19 protein-coding genes and 3 pseudogenes are annotated in these 21704 nt (G+C 69.0%); 8 read left to right on the top strand and 14 right to left on the bottom strand.

Going from position 1 to position 21704, the window contains the following annotated elements:
• Positions 1-7: 7 nt before the first annotated feature.
• Together B8W69_RS27895 and B8W69_RS27890 are read right to left on the bottom strand one after the other, a co-directional pair.
• Positions 8-502 carry a polyadenylate-specific 3'-exoribonuclease AS gene (locus B8W69_RS27895; protein WP_085292914.1) on the bottom strand — a complete coding sequence of 165 codons (495 nt, stop codon included), beginning with the start codon at positions 500-502 and terminating at the stop codon, positions 8-10.
• An 80-nt stretch (positions 503-582) separates the two neighbouring features.
• Positions 583-1452: a hypothetical protein gene (locus B8W69_RS27890; protein WP_439330649.1), complete on the bottom strand. Its 870-nt coding sequence runs from the start codon at positions 1450-1452 to the stop codon at positions 583-585.
• Positions 1453-1560: 108 nt separating this feature from the next.
• Here B8W69_RS27890 and B8W69_RS27885 point away from each other — a divergent pair, with 108 nt between their 5' ends.
• Positions 1561-2841, top strand: a complete 1281-nt coding sequence (locus B8W69_RS27885; RefSeq protein WP_085292912.1) for a glycosyltransferase 87 family protein — start codon at positions 1561-1563, stop codon at positions 2839-2841.
• A 100-nt stretch (positions 2842-2941) separates the two neighbouring features.
• Positions 2942-3912 (top strand): annotated as a pseudogene (locus B8W69_RS27880) (IS481 family transposase).
• Between the two features lie 24 nt (positions 3913-3936).
• Here B8W69_RS27880 and B8W69_RS27875 read toward each other — a convergent pair.
• The 5 genes from B8W69_RS27875 to B8W69_RS27855 form a co-directional block, all read right to left on the bottom strand.
• Positions 3937-4662 (bottom strand): lysophospholipid acyltransferase family protein, encoded by a 726-nt coding sequence (locus tag B8W69_RS27875; RefSeq protein ID WP_085292911.1) that lies wholly within the window; start codon positions 4660-4662, stop codon positions 3937-3939.
• 84 nt (positions 4663-4746) lie between these two features.
• Complete coding sequence (locus tag B8W69_RS27870; RefSeq protein WP_085292928.1) at positions 4747-5142, bottom strand: hypothetical protein; 396 nt, start codon at positions 5140-5142, stop codon at positions 4747-4749.
• The gene (locus tag B8W69_RS27865; RefSeq protein ID WP_110882090.1) at positions 5139-6410 is read right to left on the bottom strand and encodes an ArsA family ATPase; all 1272 of its coding nucleotides are present in this window, start codon (positions 6408-6410) and stop codon (positions 5139-5141) included. The genes B8W69_RS27870 and B8W69_RS27865 overlap by 4 nt, the downstream gene beginning before the upstream one ends.
• On the bottom strand, positions 6403-6840 hold the full coding sequence (locus tag B8W69_RS27860; RefSeq protein WP_085292909.1) for an SRPBCC family protein: 438 nt from the start codon (positions 6838-6840) through the stop codon (positions 6403-6405). The genes B8W69_RS27865 and B8W69_RS27860 overlap by 8 nt, the downstream gene beginning before the upstream one ends.
• Before the next feature lie 102 nt (positions 6841-6942).
• On the bottom strand, positions 6943-7332 hold the full coding sequence (locus tag B8W69_RS27855) for a polyketide cyclase / dehydrase and lipid transport (RefSeq protein ID WP_085292927.1): 390 nt from the start codon (positions 7330-7332) through the stop codon (positions 6943-6945).
• A 178-nt stretch (positions 7333-7510) separates the two neighbouring features.
• On the opposite strand from B8W69_RS27855, the gene B8W69_RS27850 reads away from it, so the two are divergent.
• Positions 7511-9313 (top strand): AMP-dependent synthetase/ligase, encoded by a 1803-nt coding sequence (locus B8W69_RS27850; protein ID WP_085292908.1) that lies wholly within the window; start codon positions 7511-7513, stop codon positions 9311-9313.
• A 29-nt stretch (positions 9314-9342) separates the two neighbouring features.
• Here the strand turns inward: B8W69_RS27850 and pimB are convergent, their stop codons facing one another.
• From pimB to B8W69_RS27830, 4 genes are all read right to left on the bottom strand, one after another.
• A complete protein-coding gene (pimB, locus tag B8W69_RS27845; protein ID WP_085292907.1) occupies positions 9343-10473 on the bottom strand; it encodes a GDP-mannose-dependent alpha-(1-6)-phosphatidylinositol monomannoside mannosyltransferase in 1131 nt (376 codons plus the stop codon).
• Between the two features lie 63 nt (positions 10474-10536).
• Complete coding sequence (locus B8W69_RS27840; RefSeq protein WP_245843390.1) at positions 10537-11379, bottom strand: hypothetical protein; 843 nt, start codon at positions 11377-11379, stop codon at positions 10537-10539.
• Positions 11380-11413: 34 nt separating this feature from the next.
• On the bottom strand, positions 11414-12544 hold the full coding sequence (ripC, locus tag B8W69_RS27835; RefSeq protein WP_085292905.1) for a peptidoglycan hydrolase RipC: 1131 nt from the start codon (positions 12542-12544) through the stop codon (positions 11414-11416).
• Between the two features lie 181 nt (positions 12545-12725).
• Positions 12726-12980 carry a hypothetical protein gene (locus tag B8W69_RS27830; RefSeq protein ID WP_085292904.1) on the bottom strand — a complete coding sequence of 85 codons (255 nt, stop codon included), beginning with the start codon at positions 12978-12980 and terminating at the stop codon, positions 12726-12728.
• Positions 12981-13012: 32 nt separating this feature from the next.
• Between B8W69_RS27830 and B8W69_RS27825 the strand changes: the two are divergent.
• A pseudogene (locus B8W69_RS27825) lies at positions 13013-14965 on the top strand (DEDD exonuclease domain-containing protein); the annotation flags it as partial.
• Here the strand turns inward: B8W69_RS27825 and trpD are convergent.
• Complete coding sequence (gene trpD / locus B8W69_RS31690; protein WP_245843389.1) at positions 14903-15997, bottom strand: anthranilate phosphoribosyltransferase; 1095 nt, start codon at positions 15995-15997, stop codon at positions 14903-14905. The pseudogene B8W69_RS27825 and the gene trpD overlap by 63 nt on opposite strands.
• 139 nt (positions 15998-16136) lie before the next feature.
• Between trpD and ctaE the strand changes: the two genes are divergently transcribed.
• Genes ctaE through qcrB form a run of 4 tightly spaced genes read left to right on the top strand, consistent with a single transcriptional unit; the run spans position 16137 to position 20528 of the window.
• On the top strand, positions 16137-16748 hold the full coding sequence (gene ctaE, locus B8W69_RS27815; protein ID WP_064877534.1) for an aa3-type cytochrome oxidase subunit III: 612 nt from the start codon (positions 16137-16139) through the stop codon (positions 16746-16748).
• A 29-nt stretch (positions 16749-16777) separates the two neighbouring features.
• Positions 16778-17635 (top strand): cytochrome bc1 complex diheme cytochrome c subunit, encoded by an 858-nt coding sequence (gene qcrC, locus B8W69_RS27810; protein ID WP_085292902.1) that lies wholly within the window; start codon positions 16778-16780, stop codon positions 17633-17635.
• The gene (qcrA, locus tag B8W69_RS27805) at positions 17632-18843 is read left to right on the top strand and encodes a cytochrome bc1 complex Rieske iron-sulfur subunit (RefSeq protein WP_085292901.1); all 1212 of its coding nucleotides are present in this window, start codon (positions 17632-17634) and stop codon (positions 18841-18843) included. Before qcrC ends, qcrA begins: the two co-directional genes overlap by 4 nt.
• Positions 18840-20528 carry a cytochrome bc1 complex cytochrome b subunit gene (qcrB, locus tag B8W69_RS27800; protein WP_085292900.1) on the top strand — a complete coding sequence of 563 codons (1689 nt, stop codon included), beginning with the start codon at positions 18840-18842 and terminating at the stop codon, positions 20526-20528. Before qcrA ends, qcrB begins: the two co-directional genes overlap by 4 nt.
• A 32-nt stretch (positions 20529-20560) precedes the next feature.
• Here qcrB and B8W69_RS31685 read toward each other — a convergent pair.
• Together B8W69_RS31685 and B8W69_RS27790 are read right to left on the bottom strand one after the other, a co-directional pair.
• Positions 20561-20897, bottom strand: a pseudogene (locus B8W69_RS31685) (DUF5994 family protein).
• A gap of 174 nt (positions 20898-21071) precedes the next feature.
• A partial coding sequence (locus B8W69_RS27790) for a DUF2561 family protein (protein WP_110882089.1) occupies positions 21072-21704 on the bottom strand: 633 nt, incomplete at its 5' end.

The following is a 21704-nucleotide window of genomic DNA, read 5'->3' as shown; positions in this document are numbered from 1 at the left end:
CGCCGGCTCAGTCCCCGGACGTGATGAGCCGGTATCTGCGGAGCTGATCGCGCGCGTCGACCAGCGCATCGTGCGCATCGGACGGCCGCGGCGGCATCCGCGGGCTGCCCCGGTCTTCCCACAGTTGCCGCAGCTCGCGGGTGAAACGAGGGATGGATCGCGGCAGCTCCGGCATGGTCCCCCACAGCTGGCACAAGGCCACGTGGTCGTACGCCGCCACCCAGGCCCACAGTTCGATCGGTTCAGGCGCCGCCTGCCCAGAATTCAGGCCGAAGAAGCCCTCCAGGTCTTCGCGGATCTGGCGGCGCGAGCGCCACAGCTGCGACGCCGGCGGCGGCAACTTGGGCAGCACGTTGGCGCGCACCCAGGGCCCGGCGCGCTCGGGGTCGAATTCCGTGGACACCGCGTAGTATTCGCGGCCGTCTTCGGCTACCACCCCGATCGAGATCAGCTCGATGGTGCGGCCGTCCTCGATGAATTCGGTGTCGTAGAAATACCGCACCGGAGACAGCCTAGACCGGCGACGATGAGTGCCGGCACGGCACGAATGAGGAGCCGGTCCATCGGCCCTGGGGACGCGAGTTACCGGCTAATCAGGATGGGGCCGGTGGGCGCCGGCGCGGGGTGGACCTCGTGGTCGAGCGTGGCGTCGACGGTGCGTTCGTCGGGCAACCGCGGTGTGCCGGCGATGGCGCACTGCAAATACAGCTTGGCCCGCACCACCGGGCGCCGCAGCCGCCGCTCACGTTGCAGCGCGCGGCGCATCTTTTCCGGTTGCCTGGAGTATCGCCACCGGGCCCAGGGGGCGTGCGGACGCGACAGCCGGATCGCCCCGATGACCAGCAGGACGACCAGGAACATGCCCAGCAGGCCGGTCCACACCTTGCCCTTGAGCACCACCACGACGGCCAGCGGCAAGGTCAACGCCATGGCGCTGGCCACCACCGCCCGCAGCACCGTCGAGTCGACGCCGTGCCAGATCGGCAGGAAGAACATCAGCGGGTGCAGGCCCATGATCAACAGCCCGGCCACCGCCACCGCGGCGAACACCGCGTCCACCGAGGTGCGGCCGTCCTCGGACCAGTAGACGTCGGACAGGTGCAGGATCAACGCATACTCGTCCAGGACCAGGGCGGCGCCGATGCCGAACAGCGTTGCGGCAACGATGAACTCGGGTTCGTGACCGTCGATGGACAGCGTGACCAGCATCAGGCCGGAGATCAGGGTCAAGACCACCCCGAAGGTCACATGGTGGATGTGCACGCCACCGACGTGGACGTTGCGCGGGTGCCACCACCGCCTCGGCCGGCCGGTGGTGGCGTGATGGCGGATGAACCGCACGAACGTTCGCGTGACGAAAAACGTCAGGATGAAGGCGACCAGACAGCACAGCAGCGGCAGGTGGCCACTGGCGTGGATGTCGTGTGTGAACCATCGGGTCACCTCGGCCACGAACGAATGGAGCACTCTTGAAACGTACGCCTGTCTGCGCCTGGCCCGTGGGACCCGCGCTGCACCAGGCGGGTCGGGGCCCGGGTACCCATTACGCTGTTGTGCGACATGAGTACACGGCAGGCGCCCGGCGTGGGCAATCGACCCGGCTGGGCGCTGTGGTGGGGGCTGGCTTGGCTGGTGGCCGCCGCGGGGCTGAGTTATGCGGCGTGGCAGCTGTTCGGGCACACGCCCTATCGCATCGACATCGACGTCTATCAGATGGGCGCCCGGGCCTGGATGGACGGCCATCCGCTGTACCGCGGCGACGTGCTGTTCCACACGCCGATCGTGGATCTGCCGTTCACCTATCCGCCGCTGGCCGCCATCGTGTTCTGCCCGTTCGCCTGGATGCACATGCCCACCGCCAGCGTCGTGATCACCGCATTGACGCTGGTGCTACTGGTCGTGTCGACCGTGATCGTGCTGACCCGCCTGGACGTCTGGAGCGCCTCGACGGCCCTGCCCGGCCCGGCCTGGCTGCGCCGGTGGTGGCTGGCGATCGTCGCGGCGGCCGCGGCGACGGTCTGGCTGGAACCGATCAGCTCGAACTTCGCCTTCGGCCAGATCAACGTGGTGCTGATGACGCTGGTGATCGCCGACTGCGTGCCGCGGCGCACGCCATGGCCGCGCGGGCTGCTGCTGGGCGTGGGCATGGCGCTGAAGCTGACCCCGGCCGTGTTCCTGCTCTATTTCCTGCTGCGGCGCGACACCCGCGCGGCGCTGACCGCGCTGGCGTCGTTCGTGGGGTCGACGCTGCTGGGCTTCGCGCTGGCCTGGAACGACTCGTGGGAGTACTGGACGCACACCCTGCTCCACACCGACCGGATCGGTTCGGCGTCGTTGAACACCGACCAGAACATCGCCGGCGCGCTGGCCCGGCTGGGGCTGGGACAGCAGGAACGGTCCCTGCTCTGGGTGGCCGCGTCGCTGCTGGTGCTGGCCGTGACGGTCTGGGCGATGCGACGGGTGCTGCACGCCGACGAGCCCACGCTCGCGCTGGTGTGCGTCGCGCTGTTCGGGCTGGTGGTGTCCCCGGTGTCCTGGTCGCACCACTGGGTCTGGGTGCTGCCGGCGGTGCTGGTGACGGGGATTTTGGGCTGGCGGCGCCGCAACGCGGCGCTGATGGTGGTCAGCGTCATCGGGGTGGCGTTGATGCGATGGTCGCCGATCGACCTGCTGCCCAAGCACCACGAGGCCAGCGCGGTCTGGTGGCGTCAGCTGGCCGGGATGTCCTACGTCTGGTGGGCGCTGGCGGTCGTGGTCACGGTGGGAGTCACCGTCACGGCCCGAGGAGTTGCGCGGGATGCCGCCCCGCAGCCGCTGGCACCGGTTACCGCTGTCGGCTAGCTGTCGTGACCCGGGAGGTTGTTAACGGCGTGCCTGCTTGAAAGTGGGCGGACCTCCTGACGGAGTGGATGTGTCTGGCATTCACCCGTAGGAGGTCCTTGTGTCTCACGCTAACGCCCGTACCAATGTGTTCGCTCGTCGGCTGATCGTTGAGCGTGTCGCCGCCGGGTGGCCGGCCGCGCATGTGGCTGAGCAACTGGGGATTTCGCGGGCAACGGTGTACAAGTGGTTGCGCCGATATGCCCAGGGCGGCAATGCCGCGCTGGCTGACCGTTCGTCACGGCCGATCCGGACGCCCAACCGCACCAGCCATCGGGTCGAGCAGAAGGTGCTCGCCGCCCGCCGACGCCGTAAGCGCGGCGCTGTGGTGCTTGCCGCCGAACTCGATCTGACTCCCTCGACGGTCGGGCGGATCCTGGCGCGCCACCAGATGCCGCATCTAATGCCATCGACCCGATCACCGGCGAGGCGGTGCGCTGCTCTCGGCGAAGCCCCAGCCGCTACGAACACCCCACGCCAGGGGCCATGGTCCATGTCGACGTCAAAAAGCTCGGCCGCATCCCCTCAGGCGGTGGCTGGCGGTTGCACGGCCGCGACGCCGCGGTCTCAGTTACCCACCGGCACAAGAAGGCCAAGATCGGCTACGACTACGTCCACACCGCCATCGATGACTACACCCGGCTGGCCTACAGCGAAGTGCTCTCCGACGAGAAGGACCCGACGTGCGCTGGGTTTCTCCACCGGGCACTGGCCTGGTTCGCCGCCCACGGCGTGCGCGTGCGTCGGTTACTGACCGACAACGCGTTGGTCTACCGACACGGCACCGACTGGGGCTGGGTTTGTTCGGCCTGGCAACTCAAACGCCGATTCAGCAAGCCCGGCTGTCCCTGGACCAACGGCAAAGCAGAACGCTTCAACCGGACCCTGCTCAACGAATGGGCCTACGCCCGGCCCTGGATCAACAGCACCCTACGCAGACGCGGTCTTGACCAATTCCTTCACCGCTACAACACTCGACGAGGCCCCTCCGCCCTCGGCGGACGACCACCAATCAGTCGACTCGCTGCCTGACAACAACGTGTCAGGTCACGACAGCTAACCGGCGGCCGTCTCGGGAATCCGCGCGGCCTGGCCGTTCGCCGCGTCGTCACCGCCCTTTTTTAGGCTCGCCGCGTAGATGTCGACGTATTCCTGGCCGGACAGCCCCATCAGCTCGTAGATCACCTCGTCGGTGACGGCCCGCTCGATGAAGCGGTTGCCGGCCAGCCCGTCGAACCGGGAAAAGTCCATCGGCTCGCCGAAGCGGACGGTGACGCGGCCGAACCGCAGCATGTTCGTCCCGGGCGGGTTGACGACGTTGGTGCCGATCATCGCGACCGGGATCACCGGAACACCGGTCTCCAGCGCCAGCCGCGCCAGTCCCGTCTTGCCCTTGTAGAGCCGCCCGTCCGGCGACCGCGTGCCCTCGGGATACATGCCCAGCAACTTGCCCTGGCTCAGCACCTGCTGCGCGGTGTTCAACGCGGCCTGGGCGCTGTCGGCGTCGGTTCGGTCGATCGGCACCTGGCCGACGGCGGTGAAGAACCACCGCTGGAACCAGCCCTTCAGACCGGTGCCGGTGAAATATTCCGACTTGGCCAGGAACGTGATTCGGCGCCGCACCACCAGCGGAAGATAGAAGCTGTCCATCACCGCCAGGTGGTTGCTGGCCAGAATCGCCGGCCCGGAACTCGGAACGTGCTCTAGGCCTTCAACTTTCGGCCGGCCCAGCAATGACAGTAGCGGGCCGAGGAGCACGTACTTGAACAGCCAGTACCACATGGCCCTCCCTCTCGGCTATACCACTGATGTCTGCGCCAACTGTACCCATCCCCACCCGAACCGACCACCTGCGACGCAGCCCGCTCACTCCTCGAGCGTGACCGGGATGGGCTGATAGCGGGTCCGCGACGCGGTCTCTTGGGTATCGCCCGGCGGCGCGCCGGGCCCGCCGCCGGGCGGGCCGTCCGGTGGTTCCGGCGTGGGCTTGGCGGAGCGGTCCATGTCGTTGACGATGTCGCGGATCACCTCGAGCAGGGCGATGCTGTGGTCGGCGATCGCGGTGAGCAACGGGTGCTGGTCGCCGGTCGCCAACGCGGCCAGCGCGCACACCGGGCACCACACCTGCTGACACTTGCCGGTGCCGACACCCGCGCCGGCCGTCAGCGCCGCCGCCGCGCGCACCGTGGGGTCGATGCCGTCCAGGATCGTCTGGGCGAGCCTGCGCAGTTCCGGACCGATATCGGAATGAGCCCCACTCACTTCGGCCACACCTCCGGATCTGGTCGAAAACGCACCGTCAGCTCGCTGCCCCGCAGATGTGCGTCCAGCACGGTGCACCGCCGAAGTACTGACGCCAACCTAACCCGGCGCCGCAAACCCCCGGCGCTGACGATCAGATCGTCATCGACGCGGCCCAACGTCAGGGCCGACGGATCGAGTTGCGGCAACGCTAGGCGCATTCGGTAGATGGACCCTAGTCCCGTCCCGGATTCGAGGTCGACGGTGGGCCGCAGCGGGCCGGGCGGCGCCGTGCCGCCGCGCCGCCGGGCGGCTTCGAGCAGCCCGCTCAGCGCCTTGGGACCGATCGGCTCGCCGGACAGGTGCGGGGTCATCACCAGCGCCACCTCACCGATGGTGGCATCGAGCTCGTCCAGCACCCCCTGCTGCTCGGCGATGCGCTCGGTGTACCAGTAGAAGGCGGGGTGCTCGGGCAGGTTGCGGTACTCGTACGAGGCGTCTTGCAGCAGAACTTGATTCACGATCAGCTCTTCGACACGCACCCCCATCAGGGCCAGCGAGCCCAGCGTTCGGGCCGCCTCGGCCGCGACCACCCGCTCGGGGGTCAGCACCAGGTGCGCGCTGACCAGATCGCCGTCGGTGAGCAACGTGCTGAGCGACTCCACGCTCGAGCTGATCCGCTCGAGCAGTGCGACCACCGCCGCGGACGGAGCGTCATCGGCGGTGACGGACAGCCGGCGATGACGCGGCCACGCCCGCTCGACATACAGCCCGAAGGTGGCGGGCAACGTCAACATCCGCAGCGCATCGGCGGTCGACGCGCAGTCGACCACCACGCGGTCCCATCCCCCCGACCGCGCCAGCTCGCCGACGGCGTACAGACCGAGCACTTCCTGAACGCCCGGCAGTGCCGAAAGTTCTTCGGGCGCAATGGTACCCAGTTCCGAGTCGGGGAAGCGCCGGTCCAGCGTGGCGACGACGTCGTGCCAGCGGGCCTCGAGCAGCGCCAGCGTGTCCAACGCCAGCGCGTCGAGAAACCCGCCGCCGGCCTCCGCGTTCCCGGTTTCGAGGTCGGCGAGCACCCGCACCGGTTCGCCCTTACTGGGCGAGACGGTGATGCCCAGGACGTCACCCAGCGAGTGCGCCTGGTCGGTGGAGATCACCAGCGCTCGCTGCCCGGCGCTCGCGGCGCCGACGGCGGTGGCGCAAGCCAGGGTGGATTTCCCTACCCCGCCTTTGCCGACGAAAAGGCTGATTCGGGCCGGGGCAGGCGCAGCGGACTCACTCAGCCTCGACTCGTTTCTTGAGATCTTTCAGCGCGGTGTCGGTCAACCGGCGCTCGGCCTTGCGCTTGAGCAGGCCGATCATCGGCATGGCCAGATCGACGGAGAGTTCGTAGGTGACCTCGGTGCCGGATCCCTTGGCGGCCAACCGATATGAGCCTTCGAGCGAGCGCAGCAGTGAACTCGACACCAGCGTCCAGCTCACCGACTGGCGATCCTTGGGCCACTCGTAGGACATCACCATCGTGTCCTTGATCACCGTGGCGTCCATGACGATCCGGGCAACTTTGGGGTAGCCGTCAGCGTCCTTCTCCTGAACCTCGGCTTCCTTGTACTCCGAGATCCACTGCGGGTAGGAATCGATATCCGCGATCACTCGCATCACGGTGGCCGGGTCGGCTTCGATGTAGATGGTTTGCGTCGTCTTCTCCGCCACCTGGTTGCTGCCCTCTCTCCCGCGAACGGATCGACCCCTCCGATGTGGGGGACCCCGCGGGTCTCGGTCCGACACGGTACTCTCTGCGCGGTCCTGACCCGGCTAAACTACCGGAGAAACTCCGACCGGACGTGACCGTTCCAGTGTCGTCTTCACCTCGAACGCCATTTTCTTGCCCGCCACCCGACGGCGGTGCGTCATCTTCGCCAGATTCAGCTTGGCCAGCTGCCAGGCCGCCACCCCCGTCGGCTCGGCGTGCAGGAAGTAGTGCAGCACGACTCCGTCCAGCGACGGTTCCAGCCAGATCTCCATGGTCCCGGTCAGCGCGCCGGTGACCGACCACCGGATGCCCTTCTCCCCGCGATCCTCGACGACCTGCAGCCGCAGGTCCGGCCACCAGCGGCGCCAGCTCGAGGGATCGGCGACCGCGGCGCCCACCCGCGCGCCGTCGGCGGCGACAAAAGTCTCATCCGCGATCTGGATGCTGTTCATGATCACAGCTTCACACACCGGCCCGCTGCGCTCCGCCGAGGGCGGGCCCGACATCGCGGCGGGCAATTACGTGCCCGCCCGACCCCACTCTGGCTGTGCTGGCTCAACGCGCGGATTAGGCTGATCACCAGCAACCCGGCTCCCGGGAATCTTCACGAGGTCAATCGAGGTCATAAGAGTGCGTGAGTACAGCGTCCCCGCCCGCTATTCCATCGGCGACCAGGACAATATCGCCGCGATGGTCTTCGAACACGAGCGCGAAGCCCCCGACTTCGTCATCTACCAGCGTCAAGTCGACGGCGAGTGGACCGACGTCACCTGCGCCGAGGCGGCCAGCCAGATCCGCTCCGCCGCACTGGGTTTGATCTCGCTGGGCGTGCAGGCAGGCGACCGGGTGTCCATCTTCTCGGCCACCCGCTACGAATGGGCGATCCTCGACCTGGCGATCCTGTCGGTGGGCGCGGTCACCGTGCCGATCTATGAGACGTCGTCGGCCGAGCAGGTGCGCTGGGTGCTGCAGGACTCCGAGGCGGTGCTGGCGTTCGCCGAGACCGACGAGCACGCGGCGATGGTCACCGAGCTGACCGCCGAGCTGCCTGCGCTGCGCCGGGTGCTGCACATCGACGGTTCGGGTCCCAAGGCGCTCGACCAGCTGGTGGAGGCCGGCGCATCGGTGGAGCCGGCCGAGCTGACCGCCCGCCTCGAGGGGCTGCGGGCCGAGGACCCGGCGACGCTCATCTACACCTCGGGCACCACCGGGCGGCCCAAGGGGTGCCAGCTGACGCACTCGAATCTGCTCTATGAGACCAGGGGCGCCAAGGAGAGCCTGCCGACGCTGCTCGACGAGGGGCAGCGGCTGCTGGTCTTCTTGCCGCTGGCGCACGTGCTGGCGCGCTCACTGACGCTGTCCGCGTTCGCCAACAAGGTCACCGTCGGATTCACCAGCGACATCAAGAACCTGGTGCCGCTGTTCGCGGTGTTCAAGCCGACGGTGGTGGTGTCGGTCCCGCGGGTGTTCGAAAAGGTCTACAACACCGCCGAGCAGAACGCCTCCAACGACGGCAAGGGCCGGATCTTCGCGGCGGCCGTGCAGACCGCCGTCGACTGGAGTGAGGCGCAGGACCGCGGCCGCCGCGGGCTGGCGCTGCGCGCCAAGCACGCCGTGTTCGACCGGTTGGTGTACAACAAATTGCGCGCCGCGCTGGGCGGCGACTGCCACGCGGCCGTCTCCGGCGGCGCGCCGCTGGGCTCGAGGCTGGGGCACTTCTACCGCGGCGTGGGCCTGACCATCCACGAGGGCTATGGCCTGACCGAGACCAGCTCGGCGATCACCGTCAACCAGGTCGGCAACGTCAAGATCGGCACCGTCGGAACGCTGGTGCCCGGCAACAGCATGCGCATCGCCGAGGACGGCGAACTGCTGGTGCGCGGCGGCGTGGTGTGCAGCGGCTACTGGCGCAACGAGCAGGCCACCGAGGACGCCTTCACCGACGGCTGGTTCAAGACCGGCGACCTGGGTGTGCTCGACGAAGACGGCTTCCTGAAGATCACCGGGCGCAAGAAGGAAATCATCGTGACCGCGGGCGGCAAGAACGTCGCACCGGCCGTCCTGGAGGACCGGCTGCGCGCCCATCCGTTGATCAGCCAGGCGATGGTCGTCGGGGACAACAAGCCGTTCATCGGCGCGTTGATCACCATCGACCCCGAAGCGTTCGACGGCTGGAAGCAGCGCAACCAGAAGGGCGCCGGCGCGTCGGTGAGCGATCTGACCACCGACCCCGACCTGGTCGCCGAGGTGGACGCGGCCATCAAGGACGCCAATCAGGCGGTGTCGCACGCGGAGTCGATCCGCAAGTTCCGCATCCTGCCGGTCGATTTCACCGAGGACACCGGTGAACTGACGCCGACGATGAAGGTCAAGCGCAACGTGGTGGCCGAGAAGTTCGCCTCCGACATCGAGGCCATCTACGAGAAGGACTAGCGGGCCCGCTCGCCGGCGCGGAGCGCCGTTCAGCCGAGCAGCGCCCCCAACCGTGCCGCCAGGGTGTCCCAGCGCCACTGGGCCGTCACCCAGTCGCGCCCGGCCGCGCCCATCGCGGCGGCCCGGTCGCGATCGGTCAGCAACTCGACGACGGCGTCGGCGATCTCGTCCACCTCGCGGCCGTCGACGACCAGCCCGGTCTTGTTGTGCTGCACCGTTTCTGGAGCTCCCCCGGATCTGCCGGCGATCACCGGCACGCCGGTCGCCGACGCCTCGAGGAACACGATGCCCAGCCCCTCGACGTCCAGCCCCGCGCCGCGGGTGCGGCACGGCATCGCGAACACGTCGGCCAGCGCGTGGTGCGTGGGCAGCTCCGCGGCCGGTACACCGCCGGTGAAGGTGACATCGTCGGCCACCCCGCACTCGCGGGCCAGTGCGCGCAGCGAGTCCTCGTAGGGGCCGCCGCCGACGATGACCAGGGCGGCGCCGTCGACGCGGCGCCGGATCGACGGCAGGGCTTTGATGAGCATGTCCTGGCCTTTGCGCGGTACCAGCCGGGACACGCACACCACGGTGGGCCGCTCCCCCAGCCCGTAGCGGTCACGCAGCTGCGCCCGGCCCGCCGGATCGGGCCGGAACCGGTCGATGTCCACCCCGGACGGCAGGTATTCCAGCGAAGCCTTGGGACCGAAGGCCGGCGCGAACCGGGAACGGGTGTAGCGGCTGACGAAGGTGACGACGTCGGTGTCGTCGCCGATGCGGCGCAGCACCGAGCGCGCGACCGGGAGCATCGACCACCCGACCTCGTGACCGTGCGTGCTGGCCAGCACCCGGCTCGCCCCGGCCCCGCGGGCGCGCTGTGCCAGCAGCGCCAGCGGTGCGGCGGCCCCGAACCAGACGGTGTCGATGCCCTCGTCGGCGATCAGCCGCCGCATCCGGGTGTCGACCGCCGGGCCGGGCAGCATCAGGGTGCCCGGGTGGCGCACCACCCGGTAGCGGGCGGCCTCGTCGTACGCCTCGGCGCCCTTCCATTGCGGCGCGTACACCGTCACCGAATGCGGGCCTGCGTCCACCAGCTGTCCGACGAACTCACCGAGGTACGACTGGATGCCGCCCCGGCGGGGCGGAAAGTCGTTGGTTACCAGCAGGACCCGACTCACCTGGGTCAGGCTAGCTTGGCGACGATGCGAACCGTGCACACGGCCTGAGCCCGGCGAGCCGGCTTAGTGGGTCAGCCACTGCTGCCAGCGCGTGAGCAGGCCCGCCGGGCTGGCGCCCAGCACGTCCTGGCCGGCGGCGGCCATGTCGGCGTGCCTGATGCCGCAGGTGGCCAGGTAGAGGTCGCGCAACTTGGGCGGGCCGAAGGTGTCGGCAACGAAGCGGGCGAACCACCAGGCGCGGTCGTAGGCCAGCGAGCGCTGTGCCCCGGGCACGTCCAGGTCGCTGTCGGTGGGCAAGGTCATGGGTAGCAACGTGTCGGTGGGGACCGGTGTGGGCGGGCGGCCAACGAAGTCGGCCACCCCCTCGGTGAGCCAGCGGGGCGCGTCCGCGATGGTGTCGACGCGCGCGGCGTAATGAAAAAGCTCGTGGGTCAACACGATTCGCAGCGATGCGGCGCTCATGTTGGCCGCGCCCGGCGCGAACACGATCCGCTGGCCGACGGCGACCCGGCGAACGGGGTCGACACTGTCGACGACCGTCACGGCCGCGATGTCGGCCCACTGGGACGCCGGTCCCCCGCCGGCGGCCGCGCGAAACTCCTCGTCGGTGCCGGCCGCGACCACCGAGACCTCGTGCGGCCAGTCGGCGCCCCAGAACGACTCCACCGCGGCGATCGCCGCGCCCATGGTCGAGGCCACCCGGGACAGCAACCGGTCGCTGGCGGCCCCGCCAAGCCCCCGCAGCCGGACGGTGCGGTCACCGACGGTGATCGACTTCGTCGACGCACTGACTTGGCTGCGGGCGGGCGTGACCAGCTGCGCCGGCCGGATCCGGCTTTCGCGCACGGCATCGAACGGCACGGCCGCGGCCACCAGTAGCTCGACGACGAATACCCAGGCCAGCAGTATCGGGAGCCGCCGGCGCCGCGGTCGAGGGTCTCTAGTAACGGCGGGCGTCGTAGATCGGGCCGCCGGCGCTCATCGGCGCCACCCGGACCGGCACGCCATAGGTGGAGGAGTGGATCATCATGCCGTCACCGATGTAGATGCCGGTGTGCGACGCATCGGAATAGAAGGTGAGCACGTCACCGGGCTGTAGCTCCCCCAGCGAGACGGGCTGGCCGCCGTGGGCCAACGCCTGGCTGGAGTGTGGCAGCGAGATACCGGCCTGCTGGAACGCCCACATCACCAGGCCGGAGCAATCGAACCCGCCGGGCGCGGAGCCGCCCCACACGTAGGGCGAACCGACCTGGGTCAGCGCGGCCTGCACGACGGTGGCACGGTCACCGCCGCCGACCCCGTTGGGAGCCATGCCGGGCATGCCGGGCATTCCACCAGCGGGCGGACCCTCACCCGGAGCCTGCCCGGGGGGCGCGCCCGGGGGCGCCGCTTCCGGGGCCGGTGCGGCAGGACCTGGATTGGCCAGCGCGGTGCGCTGATCGGCAGTTAAAGAAAGGTATTGAGACTTGACGACCGCGATCTGCACCTGCAGCTGGCTCTGCTTGGACTGCAGGCTCGCCCGGACCGCCGCGGCCTGCTCGGCCGCGCTCTTGGCGTCGGCGGCGGACTTGGCGGATTCCCGCTCGGCCTTGGCGGCCTGCTCCCCGGCGATCCGGTAGCTCTTCATCTGGCTGGCCATCTGCGTGGCCATCACCCGCTGCACGGCCAGCTTGTCGATCAGGCCCTGTGGCGAGCCGGCGGTCAGGATGGCCTCCATGCCGTCGACGTGACCGCCCATGTAGGTCGCGGCGGCCAGCTTGTTGACCGAGTCCTGATACGACGACAGATGCGCCTTGGCCGCATCGACCGCGGCCTGGTCATCGTTGTGCCTCTTGTCCGCGGCGCGCTGGGCGGTCAACTTATCGTTCAGATCAAGCTGGGCGCTGTGCATCGCCTCGGTGGTCTGCTCGGCCTGGCGGGACAGTTCGTTGAGTTTTGCCGTGGCGTCTTCGGCCGGGTCGCCCCACGCGGGGGCGGTCATGACACCGGAGAAGATCGCGAAGCCAGCTAGTGCCCCTATGGCCGAACGTGTGAGGACACGCGCAACCGGGTACCTAGAGTCAAGCCTCAAGATTTGCTTCCTTAAACGGCCATCGACCACGGATAGGTCGTCGAGCTGGTTTAGGTCTCAAACAGGTTACGAAACGATATCGGCGTTTGTCCAAAGCAAGCGGTTAAGAAATTAGAAAGAATCCTGTCACTTCTATGTGAATCGTTTCGCGCGGCCCGAGGACCTTTGTGGGACAAGGCAATTAGGCTACACCAGAACCTCGATCCCGACGAATCGGGACGAGACGAAGTCGCGGCGCCAAGCCAACCTCGGCAAGAACTTCCAAAGCCGCTCGTTCATCCTGCAATAAAGTATCCGGAACCCCGAGTATCACGCTGACGACACAGTCGCGGCAGCCGGGGCCGCGCACCGCGCACTCGTCGCAGTCGATCACCACCGGCGTCCCCGGGTCCGGGGGTGTCACGCCGACGTCGGTAGGTCCAGTTCTTGGTGCCATCGGGATCGGTCCTCTCGCTCTGGCTCCGGCACATGGGTGGGCGAACATCACGCCGGACTGCCCAAACGGTAACCGCGGGCACCGACAGGTATCCGTTCCCGCATTCCGGCCCCGCGCCCGGCGTGGGAGCCGCGCGGGTGTCGGTCGTCAGCCTTAACGTCACCGCCGTGGCTTCCAGGGGTGCGACTCAGCTGAGCTTCGCCGACGTGGGGTCACCGTTCACGCCCGACGAGCTCTCGCTGCGCGAGACCACCTTCGTCGTGGTCGACCTGGAGACCACCGGCGGGCGCACCAAGGGCACGGCGGGCACCGTGCCCGACGCCATCACCGAAATCGGGGCGGTCAAGGTGCGCGGCGGCGTGGTGCTCGGCGAGTTCGCCACCCTGGTGGATCCGCAGCGCAGCATCCCGCCGCAGATCGTCCAGCTGACCGGCATCACCACCGCGATGATTTCCGACGCACCGACCATCGACTCCGTCCTGCCGATGTTCCTGGAGTTCGCCGGTGACGCGGTGCTGGTCGCGCACAACGCCGGGTTCGACATCGGCTTCCTGCGTGCTGCCGCGCAGCGGTGCGACATCGCCTGGCCGCGGCCGCAGGTGCTGTGCACGGTCCGGCTGGCCCGGCGGGTGCTCAGCCGCGAGGAAGCGCCCAGCGTGCGGCTGGCCTCGCTGGCGCGGCTGTTCGCCGTCGCCACCCAGCCCACCCACCGCGCCCTGGACGACGCGCGCGCCACCGTCGACGTCTTGCACGCCCTCATCGAGCGGGTGGGCAACCAGGGCGTGCACACCTATGCCGACCTGCGCTCCTACCTGCCCGACGTGACACCCGCCCAGCGCCGCAAGCGGGTGCTCGCCGAGGGCCTGCCGCGCCGGCCGGGCGTGTACCTGTTCCGCGGGCCGTCGGGCGAGGTGCTCTACGTCGGCACCGCCGTCGACCTGCGGCGGCGGGTCAGCCAATACTTCACCGGCGCCGACCCCCGGGGCCGCATGAAGGAGATGGTCGCGCTGGCCGGCGCGGTCGACCACGTCGAGTGCGCCCACGCGCTGGAGGCCGGCGTGCGCGAGCTGCGGCTGCTGGCCGCGCACGCCCCGCCGTACAACCGGCGGTCCCGGTTCCCGCAGCGCTGGTGGTGGGTAGCGCTCACCGAGGAGGCCTTCCCCCGCCTGGCCGTGGTGCGGGCGCCGCGGCACGACCGGGCCGTCGGCCCGTTCCGGGCCCGCGCCGACGCCGCCGACACCGCCGCGCTGCTGGCGCGGTTCACCGGGTTACGAACCTGCACCAACCGGCTGGGCCGCTCGGCGCTGCACGGGCCGCTGTGCGCCGAGGCGGAGGTGTCGCCGTGCCCGGCCGCGCGCGGCGTCAATGCCACCCAGTACGCCGCCGCCGTGGCGCGGGTCGCGGCGCTGGTCGACGGCGCGGACAACGGCGCGCTGAGGTCGGCCGTGGATCAGGTGGGTGCGCTCGCCGAGCGGCATCACTTCGAGAGCGCCGCGCGCCTGCGCGACCGCACCGTCACCGCGGTCGAGACGCTGTGGCGCGGTCAGCGGCTGCGCGCGCTGGCAGCGCTGCCCGAGCTGATCGCCGCCGCGCCCGACGGCGCGGGTGGCTATCACCTGGCCGTCATCCGCCACGGCCAGCTCGCCGCGGCGGGCAGCGCCCGGCGCGGGGTGCCGCCAATGCCTGTCGTCGACGCGATTGTTGCTGGGGCACAAGCGATTCTGCCCACACCCGCCCCACTCGGCGGCGCACTGGTCGAGGAGACCGCGCTCATCGCGCGCTGGTTGACGGCGCCCGGGGTGCGCATCGTCCGGGTCGCCGAGGATGGCTGGGCTTCCCCGCTGCGGTCGGCCGGTGCCTGGTCGGCATGGGCCGCGGCCGCGCGCTCGGCACGACTGGCCGGCGAGCAGGCGCTGCGGGAATCAGACCTGCTGGCCGAACCGCACCCATCGCGCGAGCAGCTGTTCGGCCGCACCGGAATCGATGGCCTTACAGGCGCGGGCCAGCCCGTCCTCCCACGCCGGCAACCATTCAGCGCGGCTGGATAACCCGGCGTGCGCGACGATCGCGCCGGCGGCATTGAGGACGACGGCGTCGCGCACCGGGCCCTTGCCACCGGCCAGCACCGCGCGAACCTCCGCCGCGTTGGCCCGGGCGTCACCGCCCAACAAATCGTCGAGATCGGCTCGGGGGAAACCGAATCCAGCCGGATCGAAGGTCAGCTTGTCCACGGTGCCGGCCTGCACCCGCCAGATCGTGCTGGTGGTGGTGGTCGTCAGCTCGTCGAGCCCGTCGTCACCGTGCACCACCAGCACACTGGACCGGCGGGCGGCGAACACCCCGGCCATCACCTCGGAGAGCTCAGCGAACGCGCAGCCGATCAATCCTGCCCGCGGCCGTGCCGGATTGGTAAGCGGCCCAAGGAGATTGAACACCGTCGGCACGCCGATCTCACGGCGCACCGCGGAGGTGTGCCGGTAGGACGGGTGAAACAGCGGCGCGAAGCAGAACCCGATGCCGACCTCGGCGAGGCTGCGTGCGACCTGCTCGGGGCCGAGGTCGATGCGGATGCCAAGCGCCTCGAGCGTGTCGGCGCCGCCGGACAACGACGAGGCCGCCCGGTTGCCGTGTTTGACCACCGGGACGCCCGCGGCCGCGGCCACGAGCGCCGCCATCGTGGAAAGGTTCACGGTGTTGACGCCGTCGCCGCCGGTGCCGACGATGTCGACGGTGTCGTCGCGGATGGCGCCCGGGGGCATCGGCAGCGCGTGGTCGAGCATGACGTCGGCCAGCTCGATGACTTCGGCCGAGGTGGGAACCTTCACCTGCATCGCCACCGCGAAGGCCGCGATCTGGGCGGGGCTCGCGTCGCCGGCCATGATCCGGTCCATGGCCCAGGCGGCCTGTCCGCGCGCCAGGTCCTGCCCGCCGGTCAGACGGGACAGGATCCGCGGCCACGAGGTTGTGGGTGCGCCGGACGGCCCGCCCACAGACGGAGCCTTAGATGACAAAGCCACGCGCCGATGGTCCCACGACGACCACATCTGCCCCAACCGTCTCCGCGAGCGGCCCACTGCGCACCCGCGCGCCACGCGCGGGACATGAAAACCCGCCCCGGGTGGAGTTCAACAACTACAAAGCGTCATACTTGCGGATGTGACCAGCGCTGCCGGGACTTCGGGTACTGCAATTACGTCGCGGGTGCATTCGCTGAACCGACCCAACATGGTCAGCGTCGGCACCATCGTTTGGCTTTCCAGCGAGTTGATGTTCTTTGCTGGCCTCTTCGCGATGTACTTCACCGCTCGCGCCCAATCGGGCGGGAAGTGGCCGCCACCGCCGACCGAACTGAACCTGTATCAGGCCGTCCCGGTCACATTGGTGCTGATCGCATCGTCGTTCACCTGCCAGATGGGGGTGTTCGCGGCCGAGCGCGGCGACGTGTTCGGGCTGCGCCGCTGGTACGTGCTGACCTTCCTGATGGGCCTGTTCTTCGTTTGCGGTCAGGGCTACGAGTACTACCACCTGATGTCGCACGGAACCACGATCCCCGGCAGCGCCTACGGCAGCGTGTTCTACCTCGCGACCGGATTCCACGGCCTGCACGTCACCGGCGGGTTGATCGCATTCATCTTCTTGCTGGCCCGCACCGCGATGAGCAAGTTCACGCCGGCGCAGGCTACGGCCAGCATCGTCGTCTCGTACTACTGGCATTTCGTCGACATCGTGTGGATCGCGCTGTTCGCCGTGATCTATTTCATCCGATGAGCAGGCGCTGGACGAACAGGAGTGCTCGGTTGAAGAAACTGGGGTCTACCCGATCCGGTGCGGCCAAGCCGCCACAGGGGCAGCGTGACCGTTCGCGACGGCGGCTGCGCCGCCGGCTGTCCGGCGGTCTGCTGCTGCTGATCGCGCTGACCATCGCCGGCGGTCTGGCCGCCATCCTGACTCCGCGACCGCAGGTGGCCGTCGCCGACGAGTCGAACTCGGCTCTGCTGCGCACCGGCAAGCAGCTGTTCGACACGTCCTGCGTGTCCTGCCACGGCGCCAACCTGCAGGGTGTCGCCGACCGCGGGCCGAGCCTGATCGGCGTCGGCGAGGAAGCCGTCTACTTCCAGGTGTCGACGGGCCGGATGCCGGCGATGACCGGCGAGGCCCAGGCGCCGCGCAAGGAACCGATCTTCGACGAGGGCCAGGTCGACGCGCTGGGCGCCTACGTCCAGGCCAACGGCGGCGGCCCGACGACTGTGCGCAACCCGGACGGCAGCCTGGCGATGCGCTCGCTGCGCGGCGAGGACCTGGGCCGCGGTGGCGACCTGTTCCGGCTGAACTGCTCCTCCTGCCACAACTTCACCGGTAAGGGTGGCGCGCTGTCGTCCGGCAAGTTCGCGCCGGACCTGGGGCCCGCCAACGAGCAGCAGATCCTGGCGGCCATGCGGACCGGTCCGCAGAACATGCCGAAATTCTCCGACCGCCAGCTGTCGTTCGAGGCCAAGAAGGACATCATCGGCTACATCAAGGCGGTGACCGAGGAGCGCCAGCCGGGCGGCTACGGCCTGGGCGGATTCGGGCCCGCACCCGAGGGCATGGCCGCCTGGATCATCGGGATGGTCGCGGCCATCGGGCTGGCACTGTGGATTGGGGCACGAGCATGAGCGACCAGGACGTTCGCGGCTCTGACACCGGCGGGAACCCGCACGGCACCGGCGCGAGGGAACCCGACGACGCGGCGCTGGCCGCCATGTCGCAGCAGGAACTGGTGGCGCTGGGCGGCAAGCTGGACGGCGTCGACACGGTGTTCAAGGAACCCCGTTGGCCGATCGAGGGCACGAAAGCCGAAAAGCGCGCCGAGCGTGGCGTCGCCCTCTGGCTTTTGCTGGGCGGTTTCTTCGGGCTGGCGCTGCTGCTGATCTTCTTGTTCTGGCCCTGGGAGTACAAGCCCAAGGAGAGCGCCGGCAGCTTCCTGTACGACCTGACCACCCCGCTATACGGCTTGACCTTCGGGATGGCGATCCTGTCGATCGGCATCGGCGTCATCCTGTACCAGAAACGCTTTATCCCCGAAGAGATTTCGATTCAGGACCGCCACGATGGCGCCTCGCGCGACGTCGACCGCAAGACGGTGGTGGCGAACCTGGCCGACGCGTATCAGGGGTCGACGGTCGGGCGGCGCAAGCTGATCGGCCTGTCGCTGGGGATGGGGCTGGGCGCCTTCGGCCTGTCTAGCCTGGTCGCGTTTGCCGGAGGCTTGATCAAGAACCCGTGGAAGCCGGTCGTGCCCACTGCCGACGGCAAGAAGGCCGTGCTGTGGACGTCCGGGTGGAGCCCGCGCTACCACGGCGAGACCATCTATCTGGCGCGCGCCACTGGCTCCGCCTCCACGTCGCCGTTCGTCAAGATGCGCCCCGAAGACCTCGACGCCGGCGGCATGGAAACGGTCTTCCCGTGGCGGGAGTCCGACGGCGACGGCACCACACCGGAATCGCAGGAAAAGCTGCGGGCCATCAACCAGGGTGTGCGAAACCCGGTGATGCTCATCCGAGTTCGGCCCACCGACATGAACCGCGTGGTCAAGCGGCAGGGCCAGGAGAGCTTCAACTTCGGCGAGTTCTTCGCCTACACCAAGGTCTGCTCGCACCTCGGTTGCCCCGCGTCGCTGTACGAGGAGCAGTCCTACCGGATCTTGTGCCCTTGCCACCAGTCGCAGTTCGACGCGCTGCACTTCGCCAAGCCGATTTTCGGGCCTGCCGCGCGCGCGTTGGCGCAACTGCCGATCACCATCGACTCCAACGGGTATCTGGTCGCCAACGGTGACTTCGTCGAACCCGTCGGACCGGCATTCTGGGAGAGGACGACGACATGAGTCCGAAATTGAGTCCCCCGAAGATCGGCGATGTCCTGGCCCGTCAAGGCGAGGACATCGACACGCGCTACCACCCGTCCGCGGCGGTCCGTAGACAGCTCAACAAGGTCTTTCCCACCCACTGGTCGTTCCTGCTGGGTGAGATCGCGATGTACAGCTTCATCGTGCTGCTGCTCACCGGCGTGTACCTGACGCTGTTCTTCGATCCGTCCATGGCCGAGATCACCTACAACGGCGCCTACCAGCCGCTGCGCGGCGTAGACATGTCGAAGGCCTTCGCATCGACCCTCGACATCTCCTTCGAGGTGCGCGGCGGTCTGTTCGTGCGTCAGGTCCACCACTGGGCGGCACTGATCTTCTCCGCGTCGATCATGGTGCACCTGGCCCGCATCTTCTTCACCGGCGCCTTCCGGCGCCCGCGCGAGGCCAACTGGGTCATCGGTTCGCTGCTTCTGATCCTGGCCATGTTCGAGGGCTACTTCGGCTACTCGCTGCCCGACGACCTGCTGTCCGGCATCGGGTTGCGCGCCGCGCTGTCCTCAATCACGTTGGGCATGCCGGTGATCGGCACCTGGCTGCACTGGGCCCTGTTCGGCGGTGACTTCCCCTGCGGCGGCGTCGGAAACGAATGCGCCACAGCGGGTTACATCATCCCGCGGATGTACTCCCTGCACATCCTGCTGCTGCCCGGGATCATCCTGGCGCTGATCGGGCTGCACCTGGCCATGGTGTGGTTCCAGAAGCACACCCAGTTCCCCGGCCCCGGCCGCACCGAGCACAACGTGGTCGGCGTGCGAGTGATGCCGGTGTTCGCCGTCAAGTCCGGGGCGTTCTTCGCCGCGATCGTGGGCGTGCTGGGTTTGATGGGTGGCCTGCTGCAGATCAACCCGATCTGGAACTTGGGCCCGTACAAGCCGTCCCACGTGTCGGCCGGTTCGCAGCCGGACTTCTACATGATGTGGACCGAGGGCCTGGCGCGCATCTGGCCGCCGTGGGAGTTCTACTTCTGGCACCACACCATCCCGGCGGTGGTCTGGGTGGCGCTGATCATGGGCGGTGTGTTCGGTCTGCTGATCGTCTATCCGTTCCTGGAGAAGCGGTTCAGCGGAGACTACGCGCACCACAACCTGCTGCAGCGGCCGCGCGACGTGCCGGTGCGCACGTCGATCGGTGCGATGGCGATCGCGTTCTACATGCTGCTGACGCTGTGCGCGATGAACGACATCATCGCGTTCAAGTTCGACATCTCGCTGAATGCGACGACGTGGATCGGGCGCATCGGCATGGTGATCGTTCCGCCGGTGGTCTACTTCATCACCTACCGGTGGTGCATCGGCCTGCAGCGCAGCGACCGCGCGGTGCTCGAGCACGGCATCGAGACCGGCATCATCAAGCGGCTGCCGCACGGCGCCTACGTCGAGCTGCACCAGCCGCTGGGCCCGGTCGACGACCACGGTCACCCGCTGCCGCTGGAATACCAGGGCGCGCCACTGCCCAAGAAGATGAACAAGCTGGGCTCGGCCGGATCTCCGGGCAGCGGCAGCTTCCTGTTCGCCGACCCGGCGTCCGAGGATGCGGCGTTGCGCGAGGCGGCGCACGGCTCGGAATTGCGCGCCCTGACCGCTCTGCGCGAACACCAGGACGGCCTCAACGGGTCGACGAACGGCGAGGGCGGCGAGCACTAGCTGGCTCCCCCACCGGTTTTCGGTGTCCCGCCCTACGGGTGGGCGTAGGCCCGTTGCTGCTGGGCGGCCCGCAGGATCGAGCCGGCCGTGACGCACACCCGCTTACCCATGTCGCGGGTTTCGACGGGGAGCCCGGCGGCGCAGCGCCACCATCAGCGCCAGCGCGCTGTAGGTCGCGTACGGGACGATCAGCAGGTTGACCCGCGCGTGTCCCCCGATGACCGTCATCGCGTGCTGGCGTTTGTTCTCCCACGCCGGCCAGTTGAAGTCCGGCGGCCGCTGCCAGGGCGGCCAGTTGACGTTGAGGGAGCTGACGCCGCCGAGCAAGGGCGCCAGCAGCGTGACCAAACCGGGCAATTCGTTGGTGATGCGGTCCGCACGGGAGGGATCGCGTTGCCCGTGGCCGTCATCCGCACCGACTGCGGGGCCGCCGCCGACAACGCAACGGCTCGTGCCCGACGCTTCGCCACCCTCGGCGCACCGGAATGGGCGCGGGGTCCGGACCTTGATGGCGGACGCCGAGCCGTGCGGCGGCAGCGGCGGCTATTGCTCGGCGACGACCTGGCGGAGCTGACGAATGTGCAGCCACTCCACCACCGGCATGGCCGCGGTGATGACGCCGGCGAATCCATACCCGCCCCACGAGGCGCCATCGTGGCCGATCGCCATCAGATAGGTCGCCGTCGCGACGGCGATCAGCGCCGCGCCCATGGTGCCGATCAGGATCACGGTGCCGCGCAACCAGACTCGGTCTACCGCCTCGCCCGACCACTCGGCGCCCGGGGCCGGTGCGGCCGATTCGACGGTAGCGGTCCGCTCGCTCCCGGGGCGCAGGGCGCCGGTCCCCAGCCGCACCGAAGGCCTTGCCGGCCCGCGTGACGGCGCGGTCATCGCCTGGGCGGCCGGCTCGGCCTGCGACATCCGGCGGGCCCGCAACAGGATGGGGATCGCGCCCGCGATGATCAGCGCCGAAACGATGATGACGGCGTACAGCACCCAGGTGGTGTGCGGGCTGCTGGCCGCCTTGTGAAAGCCCCTGCCCAGGTCCGTCAGCGCGACGGCGGCCGCCACGCTGACGCCCAGCAACACCAGATAGATGGCGGCGCAGGCGCCGATCAGGATGCGGTCGATGACCTCGGGCGCAATGGTGTCGTCGCCCACGCCGCGCCGGTACGC

It is taken from the genome of Mycolicibacterium vulneris (assembly GCF_002104765.1).
Classification (GTDB): Bacteria; Actinomycetota; Actinomycetes; order Mycobacteriales; family Mycobacteriaceae; genus Mycobacterium; species Mycobacterium vulneris.
Note: the sequence above shows the minus strand (reverse complement) of the source record. Positions and strands in the feature narration are given on the sequence as shown.